This window comes from Shewanella sp. NKUCC05_KAH (assembly GCF_019345585.1).
In the GTDB taxonomy this organism is placed as follows: Bacteria; Pseudomonadota; Gammaproteobacteria; order Enterobacterales; family Shewanellaceae; genus Shewanella; species Shewanella oncorhynchi.
Genome location: NZ_JAHKQZ010000002.1, coordinates 401,805 through 411,830 on the forward strand (window position 1 = coordinate 401,805; position 10,026 = coordinate 411,830).

Below are 10,026 nucleotides of genomic sequence, written 5' to 3' on the forward strand. Positions count from 1 at the left end.
AGCGATAACATCATGGCAGATAACAGTAAAAATCTTGAATAAGATCAGAATCTGGCGCGAAAGTCCGCCCATAAAAAGCTTAATCCTTGAGTTTTGGCTCACTTTAGCGGATCTTAATTCAATCTTTTAGTTAATCCTCTGAGCCCATGCGTATTTATTCTTCACTCTCCCAATCTCAGTGGTTGTTATCAATTCCCGCACTAGTGGGGCTAAGCCTATTACCCTTACCCGCCATGGCGTTCGACCCATCGGGTGGCGCAGCGAGCCTATTTATCATTTTAGGCCTAGGTGGTTTTACCTTAATCAATCTGTTTCTACAGGGCTTATTCTTTTTTGCGGGTCAGTATCGCAGCGCCACTTTTGCTAGACGCCATGTATTAAGCGCACTAATAGTGCCATTAATTGCCATTGCGTTAGCCATTTATGATCATAGAGGTTGGAGTGATTTCGCCCTTAACTTAGGTATTATCTGTGTCGGTATTGGACTGATTTTATTGCCACTACAGCTTTGCCAAATCGATAAACCCACCAATCGCAATGCAGATTGGATCATCAGCCTAGGGGCATTATTCATCTTAGCTTTGAGCTATGTGATTGCGCCATTAGCCCTCTTTACGATTGTGCTGGCCCACATTTGTTTGGCTTCAAGCAGAAATCAAATTCCTAAGATATTAAGTTATATCAGTTTAATCCTTGGCTATTCTCTTTTTGGCTACTGGGTATATCAAACAGTGATGATGCTCCAATCCTGATTGAAAATGAATGAGCAACGATAAAATTAGCGATTAAATTGACTAAGATGAATCTCACTAAAGCGCCATCGCCACTTTGCGTAACTGTATCGCCATCATGCTCAGCATCAATGGCCAAACTGCTGGCCAAAATCAGCGCCTGTACTTTATGTCAGGCCCATTTACCCTTAGCGCCCAAGCCGATATTACAGGCCAGTACCCAAGCACGAATTTTGATTGCAGGCCAAGCTCCGGGCGTGAAAACCCACCATAAAGGCATACCTTTTGACGATGCCAGCGGTGAACGGCTGCGCACTTGGTTGAATGTCACGCGGGAGCAATTCTACGACCCCAATCTTTTTGCCATTATCCCTATGGGATTTTGTTTTCCGGGCAGTATCGAAAAAAACGGTAAAAAGCAGGGTGATAAACCACCGCGCTCCGAATGTGCTGCCACTTGGCATCAGGCTTTGCTCGCCCTAATGCCGCAAATAGAGCTAATTGTGATCCTCGGCCAATATGCCATCGACTATCATCTACCGCGCGAATCGTCCGAGGCCGTAAACCCTACTTCGCCGATCACTAAGCATCAAACAACCGGCACTAACGTAACAGTCATCCCCAAACTGAAACCAATAACTGTGACCCAAGCATGCGCGCAATGGCAGCTATATTGGCCTAAGTATCTTGTCTTGCCGCACCCAAGCCCGCGTAATAATCTTTGGCTTAAGCAGCATCCTGAGTTTGAACGCGATATGCTACCCAGATTAAGAATGCGTATTGCATCCCTATTAAACCTTCAACCCCACTAGGCGCCTGTATGTATCTACTTGATTCTGCCATCGCTAAGCAAATTGTGAGCCGCACAATGAAAATCATTGGCCACAATATCAATGTGATGAACGGCCAAGGGGTGATTTTAGGCTCAGGCGACCCTAAGCGTATAGGGTCAACCCACGAAGGCGCGCTGCTGGCGATTGCCCAAAATCGCAATGTGGAGATCAGTCAAGAAGTCGCCTCAGGGCTGCATGGCGTTAAGCCAGGTATCAATTTACCCTTACATTATCAAGGACAAATTATCGGCGTTGTCGGCATTACCGGTGATCCACGTGAGCTCACCCATTATGGTGAGTTACTCAAAATGACCGCCGAAATGATTGTTGAACAAGCCAACCTGCAGGATAAATTGCAATGGGAGAATCGCCAGCGTGAAGAGTTTATTCTGCAACTGATCAAAGCTGAAACCGATGATGCACAGTTGCACCGCTGGGCAAAACAGCTCGACATTGATATCAGCCTGCCAAGAGTCGCGGCCATTATTGAGATCAGCGAGAAAAACATCCAGAAACAGCATTTAAAAACCGACACCACCCCATCGGCCTTGTACTTAGCTGAGGCATCCACTCAGCCCGCCGATGAACGTAGCCCCAGAGTCAGTGAAACCCTCAAGCAAGTGCTGCATCTATTGCAATATCCTGACCGTGGTAACTTGATTGCCATGACCTCAATGTCGCAGTTGGTGATCCTAAAGCCTGCTTTTTTAGATGGAAAACAATGGGATCCTGAGCTTGAAAATCAGCGTATCGATAAGCTATTGCAGCGCTTACCCGCCCAAATGGATTTAAACTTTAAAATTGCTCTAGGCCATTTCTTCCCGGAAAAAGGTGGGATAGCGCGCTCCTATCACACGGCTCAAGAAACCTTAGCACTCGGTAAGCAGCTCAATGCAGAAGGGAATAAATACCTGTTTGAAGATTATTCCCTACAAGTGTTACTTGCAGGGCTAAAACATGACTGGCGCGGTCAGGCGCTGGCAACGCCCTACCAGCAACTCGCCAAGGCGGACAAAAACGGCCAATTACGCAAAACCTTAGCGGCATACATCACCCACTTTGGCGATGCACAGCAATGCGCGAATGCCCTGTTTATTCATCGCAATACACTCAGATATCGCCTTGATAAAATTCAGCAAATCACCCAAGCCGACATTCAATCCCTGCATGGATTATTAAGCCTGTATCTTGGGCAATTAATTGATACTTCGACTCGCTTAACTTAACGCTCAAATGACTTAGCAACTCAACAGATTAGCCAGAAAAAGCCCGCAGATGACGGCGCAAACCTTATAACCAGATCAATTGAGTAAAACTTGGCCTGTACTAAAAAATTAATTGAAAGATTTATACCGTATCCCCTTTCCTATCCTTTCATATAGTATCGCGTCGATATGCTAGCGCTCTCTACTTAGTCCATTGAAAGGAATGATAATGACCTCAATCAAACTGACTTTACTCGCCAAAGCTTGTCTCATTAGCGGCTTAGCGCTGACTTCACCTTCGTTAATCGCGGCCGAGAAAACCATTCCCGAACTGGTCGATGCCGTGAACGGCACACCCGATGCGGTAAGTCGCGAGGCGGGTAAAAAAGTCAAACTGCGTAATCACACTAAGGGATTTTGTACCTCAGGCAGTTTTAAACCGAATCCACAATTACAACAAACGTTGGCAATTCCATTTTTTAATCAAGATAGTATCAAGGTCACAGCCCGCTTTTCCCTCGGCGGTACAAATCCGCAGATCTCAGATAAAACCGCTGGGCGCTTTATGTCACTCAAAATTGACGGCGATAAAGAAAACCTTAACTTTGTCACCACTAACGTTCCCGTTTTCTTTGCCAAAAATCTCGAAGAGTTTTTTAACTTTCAGACCAAAGTGAAACAAGGCCCTGAAGGTAAACAGTGGCTTATTGATAATCAACCCAGCGCCAAAGCTTTTTTCGACTATGTTAAACAGTTGCCTCCTAGCCCAAGTTTTGCCAACAGCCGCTACTTTGGTGTAAATAGTTTCCTGTTCAGCACGCAAAAAAACAGTGTTCAACAAGGTGAAACGGTCGCGGGTAAATGGATTTTTGAACCTGTCGCAGGTACTGCCGCGCTGTCAGCCAGTGAACTTGCCAGTCTCAGTGATGATTTTTTAAAGGCAGAATTACTCGAGCGCATTAAAACCCAGCCAGCACAATGGAACCTCTATATTCAACTCGCCGAAATGGGGGATGAGATTAATGACCCAACCGTGATCTGGCCTGAAACTCGCCAGCGTTTACTGGTAGGCCAAGTGATGATTAACGGTGAGCGAGATAGCGATCCCCTAGTTCAACAGTGTGATAAAGGCATATTTAACCCACTGTTATTACCTAAGGGCATTACTGCATCTGCCGATCCGATACTCAATGCCCGCACCGCAGCTTATGTAGAATCCTTTATTCGTCGTCAATAAAGATGTCGAGTTAAGTCCCTCCTGTTTAGGATTGGCAAATAGCCCTATTTGCCAATCCTTATCGACAAGCGCCTCCCTTACCGACAAAACGCCTCCTCCTGCATTCGAATTCACCTAAGCATTTTTGTGCATGAGCACAAAAATGGCGAAACATAACGCGGTAATTCCGTGGATTTAGCCAAAGCTATTCAAACATACCTGCACAATAATAGGATGACCTTAAAGCAGCCCTCATTTGGACTCAGGCCCAAATAAGCACTGCGCCCTACACTATAAGTCAAAAAACTTACTCAAAAACTTCAGCCAAGAACTGAACGGGACAAACTATGAACTTAGTGCTTATTCTCATCGGCGTGATTGCATTTATTGTTATCGCGACCTCAAAATTTAAACTCCACCCCTTTTTAACCTTAATTCTGGCCGCCTTTATCGCGGCCTTCGCCTATGGTCTGCCAAGCGGAGAAATCGCTAAAACCATTACCACAGGGTTTGGCAATATTTTAGGCTATATCGGCTTAGTGATCGTCTTAGGCACTATCATAGGGATTATTCTGGAAAAAAGCGGCGCCGCCATCACCATGGCCGATGTGGTGATCAAGATATTAGGTAAACGCTTCCCGACACTCACTATGTCAATTATCGGTTATCTCGTGTCTATTCCGGTCTTTTGTGACTCGGGTTTTGTGATCTTAAACTCACTGAAACAATCGATGGCGAACCGCATGAAGGTCTCTAGTGTCTCCATGAGCGTTGCCTTAGCCACAGGTCTGTACGCCACTCACACCTTTGTACCGCCAACGCCAGGCCCTATCGCCGCCGCAGGCAACTTAGGCTTAGAGTCCAACTTAGGTTTAGTGATCGGTGTGGGTCTCTTTGTGGCCGCCGTTGCGGCACTCGCGGGTATGTTATGGGCAAACCGCTTTGCCGATGTTGAGCCCGATGGTGAAGGCGCAGAAGAACTTAAAGCGCAGGCCAGTGACTATGAAACGCTGAAAAAAAGCTATGGCACGCTACCAAGTCCATTAAAAGCTTTCGCACCAATTTTTGTGCCTATCGTATTAATTTGTTTAGGTTCTATCGCTAACCTCCCTTCAGCGCCTTTGGGTAAAGAAGGTGTGTTTGATGCGCTCGTGTTCCTCGGTCAGCCCGTTAATGCCCTGATGATTGGCCTGTTTTTATCCCTGCTGCTGTTAAAGGGTGAGAATAAGATCAGCGAATTTAGCGAACGCATCAGCCAAGGGCTCGTCACTGCCGCGCCGATTATTTTAATCACAGGTGCAGGTGGTGCCTTTGGTGCGGTATTAAAAGCCACGCCTATCGGTGACTTTTTGGGCACATCACTGTCGGCACTGGGTATCGGTATCTTCATGCCATTTATCGTCGCTGCCGCGCTTAAGTCAGCGCAGGGTTCATCGACAGTCGCGTTAGTCGCAACCTCTGCACTGGTTGCGCCTATGCTTGGCGATATTGGTCTTGGTAGCGATATGGGCCGAGTGTTAACAGTAATGGCCATTGGCGCAGGTGCAATGACAGTTTCCCACGCCAATGACAGCTTCTTTTGGGTCGTCACCCAGTTTAGCCGCATGAGCGTCAAACAAGCCTATAAAGCCCAAACTATGGCGACCCTAATCCAAGGTGTAACATCCATGGTAACTGTGTATGTGCTAAGCCTAGTGTTGCTCTAATATTAATGAGTTCTTGATTCAATATTGTCCCTTGGGCACATGCCGTGCCCAAGATATATCTCTGTTATACGCCCTAATAATTGCAACAGATTAATGTGCCAGTGATGGATATAAATGCCTTTATATCACCTCAGTTTTAGCACAGGGATGTTGTTGCGCCCAACGTAAGTGGCCTTGGGTTTAGTGTTCAACATTGAGCCCTGTTTTATCCCATTTAGCTGTAGGATTTTTAATGAAAATAGTTATCGCCCCCGACTCATTTAAAGAAAGCTTAAGCGCGCTCGAAGTGGCCAACGCCATCGAACAAGGCTTAAAACAAGTGATACCCGACTGCGACATAATCAAAATACCCGTTGCCGATGGTGGCGAAGGCACAGTGCAATCTATGGTGGACGCCACGGGCGGCAGTATTGTCAGCTTAGAGGTCATGGGGCCACTGGGGCATAGAGTGCAAGCGCACTATGGCATCCTTGGGGAAGGCATTCTGGGCGCGGCTATGAATACAAGTTCTGCTTCAGTTTCACGTGCAGATCCAACGAGCAAATCGCCACATAAAGGCGCGATTGCCGTGATTGAAATGGCCTCAGCCTCAGGTTTGCACCATGTGCCGAGGGAGCAACGTAATCCGCTGCTTACCACAAGTTATGGCACGGGCGAGCTGATTTGTGATGCGCTTAATCGGGGGATAAAGCACATCATTTTGGGGCTAGGCGGCAGTGCCACCAACGATGGCGGCGCGGGTATGGCCCAAGCGCTGGATATTTTATTGCTCGATGGCCAAGGTAAAACGCTACCTTCTGGCGGCGCAGCGCTGGCGAACCTTGCTCAAATCGATGTATCAAACGCTCATCCACTTTTACGTGAGTGCAGCTTCGAAGTTGCCTGCGATGTTGATAATCCACTGTGCGGTGAACGCGGTGCATCGGCAATTTTTGGTCCGCAAAAAGGTGCGACGCCTGAGATGGTTAAGCAGCTAGATGCCGCTCTTGCCCATTATGCCGATGTGATTGCCCGCAATGGCATTAGCGATCACCGCGATCATGCGGGGGCTGGCGCTGCTGGCGGTATGGGTCTTGGCGTGATGGCTTTTTTAAATGCCGAGCTTAAACCCGGGGTTGAGATTGTGATGCAAACCGTTGGCCTTGCGGACAAAATCCGTGGCGCCGATTTAGTGATCACAGGTGAAGGCCGCATCGATGGTCAAACCGTGTTTGGTAAAACCCCAATGGGCGTGTTAAAGCAAGCCAAATTGCAGGGCATTCCCACTATCGGTATCTCGGGCTGCCTCGGTGAAAACGCCAATGCCATATTGGATCACGGTATGACGGCTATCTTCCCTATCATCCCGCACTTAAGTCCACTTGATGATGTGCTAGCCAATGCCAAGCTAAACCTTTGCAATACCGCTCGAAATATCGGCGCGGTACTCATGTTAGGCCAGCGCTAATTTTTAGGGCCAACATGAGTTTTGAGGGCTAATGCTCAGGCTTGATGAGTGGCCCGTCGAGTTAAACATAAAGGCGCCATAACGGCGCCTTTGCTTATTTAGGCCGCAACGCTTTGGCAATACAAAATTTTAGTGCTTGATGCCTAAAAGGCCTTGCAGTAAAGTGAGCTCCCTTTTTGGTATTCCGCTGATTGAACATTTGAGAGTCACTAGTCGAGAATCACTGGTACGTTATACTCTTCGAGCCAATTTGCGGTTTCACTATAAAAATTAATAGACGGCAAGCCCCATGACCCAGAAACTCCCTCGCCAAGCCACCGCATCCGAAGCAAGTTTGCTGCGCATTTTTACTGCACCGGAAGATGCAAGCTCAACGCTGAGTATTATTGAGCAAAAGCTCTCCGAGGACTTAGCAGGCTTTTTGGGTGACAGTATCGCCGCGCTCGAAAAACCCTTGTCTGAAATCGAAACCGATTTTCAAGCCTTTGAGATCCCAACTCAGCCGCGTTTTGTCTCCGATTACACAGACGAAATTATGCAAAATCTGGTGGCGCATTCGGTACACACAGCGGCACCGAGTTTTATCGGCCACATGACTTCGGCACTGCCCTACTTTGTGTTGCCACTGTCGAAGATGATGGTGGGACTCAATCAAAATCTGGTCAAAATCGAAACCTCTAAGGCATTTACGCCGCTTGAGCGCCAAGTGCTCGGCATGATGCACCATTTGATTTACGCCCAAGATACGGATTTTTATCAAAGCTGGATGCACAGCGCCAATCATTCCCTCGGCGCATTTTGCTCCGGCGGCACGGTCGCCAACATCACGGCGCTGTGGATTGCCCGTAACCAATTATTAAAAGCCGATGGCGAGTTTAAAGGCGTCAGCCGCGAAGGCTTACTCAAGGCGCTGCGCCACTATGGCCATGATGATTTAGCGATTTTAGTGTCGGAGCGCGGTCACTATTCGCTGGGCAAAGCCGTCGATCTGCTTGGCATCGGTCGCGACAATATCATCAGCATTCCCACGGGCAGCGATAACAAGGTCGATGTCGCGAAAATGCGCCAAGCCGCCCTTGAACTTGCCCGTAAAAACATCAAGGTATTAGCGATTGTTGGCGTGGCCGGCACCACTGAAACCGGTAATGTTGACCCACTGACAGAGTTAGCGGCGCTCGCAAAAGAGTTAAATTGCCATTTCCATGTGGATGCAGCGTGGGGCGGCGCAAGTTTATTATCCAATAAATACCGCCACTTACTCGCAGGTATCGAACTTGCGGACTCAGTCACTATCGATGCCCACAAACAAATGTATGTGCCCATGGGCGCGGGCATGGTGTTATTTAAAGACCCAGAGTTCGCCCACGCCATTGCCCATCACGCCGAGTATATTCTGCGCCGTGGTTCAAAGGATCTCGGCAGCCAAACGCTGGAAGGTTCACGCCCCGGCATGGCGATGTTAGTGCATGCTTGCTTACAGATCATAGGCCGCGATGGTTATGAAATCTTAATCAATAACAGCCTTGAAAAAGCCCGCTATTTTGCCGAACAAATCAAAACCCATGTGGATTTTGAGCTAATCACTGAGCCAGAACTGTGTCTGCTGACTTACCGTTATGTGCCCGCCAGCATCCAAGCCGCCATGCAACTTGCCTGTGAGCAAGCAGACACAGTAAAACTCGCCCGCTTTAACGAGCTGCTCGATGGCCTCACCCAGTTTATTCAAAAGCACCAACGCGAACAGGGTAAATCCTTCGTCTCCCGCACCCGCATTCAACCCGCGCGCTACTTTAGACAACCCACAGTGGTTTTTCGAGTGGTATTAGCTAATCCTTTGACTAGCCATGAGATCCTTAATCAAGTGCTTATCGAGCAAGGTGAAATTGCCACATTAGATAAAGAGTTCTTACCTGCGCTATTAGCTATGGTCAATGAATAGCGAGCGAGTTGGCATAAGCTTTAAATCTTATTTAAATCCAGAGTGTTAATCAAAAACAGCCGCAAATATTTGCGGCTGTTTTTGTTTGTAGAGCTGGGATGAAGGAAGGTGAGGTTAAAAAATATAAGGCTTTTCCAAGCACTTCTGATCTCGTTGCGGATACGCCGAATTCCATTGCTTCCGTGACACGCCGTGAAGCCATCCATGGCGGCTCTACGCTGTAGGATCCCCTCATAATTCATAACCCCAACAACCATGAATTAATGAGAGTTCAGCTAGTTTCTTCGCAGCACAAAGCAAATTATCTGCTGATATGGGGTAATCATGCCGTCGCCGCAGCAGTTCTTTGCCCATCCTGATTGTTGATAGCACATTCCTTTTCTTTATCGTGTTTGCTTGGAAGTGCCGCTGTAATTGCTGTGTTTCCCCATATAATCCTACCCACCAAAATGCCAGTTGCACCAATAATGCTATCAATAGCAGTATATCCATCCTCGCCGCGTAACGTGTTCTGCTATGACGTAAACCAAAGCCATAAGCGGGACTTTTTAAATCTCTAAAGGTTTCTTCTATTTGCATCCGCTTTTGGTAAATATTAACCAGTTTTTGAGGCGACATGGCTTCCATGGTCAAGTTAGTCACCAGTGCCCAAGGCTCTTTGGCGGTCAACTCATACGTCCATTGCGCAGTATGGTGACAGTCTGTTGTCGTACTTCGCTGACCTTTTCTGCCTTTACTTGGGGCCCTGAACAATACCATCTCACATAACAAAGGTTTCTTTACCGATAACGCCACCCGCCCAACATGTTTTGCGCGACGACGGGCTTGGGGATAAAGCGCTTTTAGTGAAAATTGGCGACCGAAAGGATGCGGCCGATAGACACTCAATCCTCTAACGCGACCCAGCCAATACCAACCGAGCTGCTCGACTTTTCGAAACCATGGATTA

At 47.6% G+C, this 10,026-nt stretch carries 8 protein-coding genes; 7 read left to right on the forward strand and 1 reads right to left on the reverse strand.

Annotation, left to right across the window (positions count from 1 at the left end):
- Nucleotides 1-146 precede the first annotated feature (146 nt).
- The 7 genes from KO533_RS03660 (at nt 147) to panP (ending at nt 9,077) form a co-directional block, all read left to right on the forward strand.
- The gene (locus KO533_RS03660; RefSeq protein ID WP_219252898.1) at nt 147-752 is read left to right on the forward strand and encodes a hypothetical protein; all 606 of its coding nucleotides are present in this window, start codon (nt 147-149) and stop codon (nt 750-752) included.
- Between the two features lie 110 nt (nt 753-862).
- Nucleotides 863-1,543: a uracil-DNA glycosylase family protein gene (locus KO533_RS03665; RefSeq protein ID WP_219252900.1), complete on the forward strand. Its 681-nt coding sequence runs from the start codon at nt 863-865 to the stop codon at nt 1,541-1,543.
- 8 nt (nt 1,544-1,551) lie between these two features.
- A complete protein-coding gene (locus KO533_RS03670) occupies nt 1,552-2,790 on the forward strand; it encodes a sugar diacid recognition domain-containing protein (RefSeq protein ID WP_219252902.1) in 1,239 nt (412 codons plus the stop codon).
- Between the two features lie 208 nt (nt 2,791-2,998).
- A complete protein-coding gene (locus KO533_RS03675) occupies nt 2,999-4,006 on the forward strand; it encodes a catalase family peroxidase (RefSeq protein ID WP_219252903.1) in 1,008 nt (335 codons plus the stop codon).
- A 326-nt stretch (nt 4,007-4,332) separates the two neighbouring features.
- Nucleotides 4,333-5,691, forward strand: coding sequence for a GntP family permease (locus KO533_RS03680; protein ID WP_028760489.1), 1,359 nt, complete (start codon nt 4,333-4,335; stop codon nt 5,689-5,691).
- 232 nt (nt 5,692-5,923) lie between these two features.
- The gene (locus KO533_RS03685; RefSeq protein ID WP_219252905.1) at nt 5,924-7,138 is read left to right on the forward strand and encodes a glycerate kinase; all 1,215 of its coding nucleotides are present in this window, start codon (nt 5,924-5,926) and stop codon (nt 7,136-7,138) included.
- A gap of 289 nt (nt 7,139-7,427) precedes the next feature.
- Nucleotides 7,428-9,077: a pyridoxal-dependent aspartate 1-decarboxylase PanP gene (panP, locus tag KO533_RS03690; RefSeq protein ID WP_219252906.1), complete on the forward strand. Its 1,650-nt coding sequence runs from the start codon at nt 7,428-7,430 to the stop codon at nt 9,075-9,077.
- A 231-nt stretch (nt 9,078-9,308) separates the two neighbouring features.
- Here the strand turns inward: panP and KO533_RS03695 are convergent.
- On the reverse strand, nt 9,309-10,026 hold a 718-nt coding region (locus KO533_RS03695; protein WP_219252907.1), incomplete at its 5' end, for an IS4 family transposase.

Bases quoted from the DNA above. Each gene is read 5' to 3' on its own strand.
- KO533_RS03660 (WP_219252898.1), top strand. From the start codon at position 147: ATGCGTATTTATTCTTCACTCTCCCAATCTCAGTGGTTGTTATCAATT.
- KO533_RS03665 (WP_219252900.1), top strand. From the start codon at position 863: ATGGCCAAACTGCTGGCCAAAATCAGCGCCTGTACTTTATGTCAGGCC.
- KO533_RS03670 (WP_219252902.1), top strand. From the start codon at position 1,552: ATGTATCTACTTGATTCTGCCATCGCTAAGCAAATTGTGAGCCGCACA.
- KO533_RS03675 (WP_219252903.1), top strand. From the start codon at position 2,999: ATGACCTCAATCAAACTGACTTTACTCGCCAAAGCTTGTCTCATTAGC.
- KO533_RS03680 (WP_028760489.1), top strand. From the start codon at position 4,333: ATGAACTTAGTGCTTATTCTCATCGGCGTGATTGCATTTATTGTTATC.
- KO533_RS03685 (WP_219252905.1), top strand. From the start codon at position 5,924: ATGAAAATAGTTATCGCCCCCGACTCATTTAAAGAAAGCTTAAGCGCG.
- panP (WP_219252906.1), top strand. From the start codon at position 7,428: ATGACCCAGAAACTCCCTCGCCAAGCCACCGCATCCGAAGCAAGTTTG.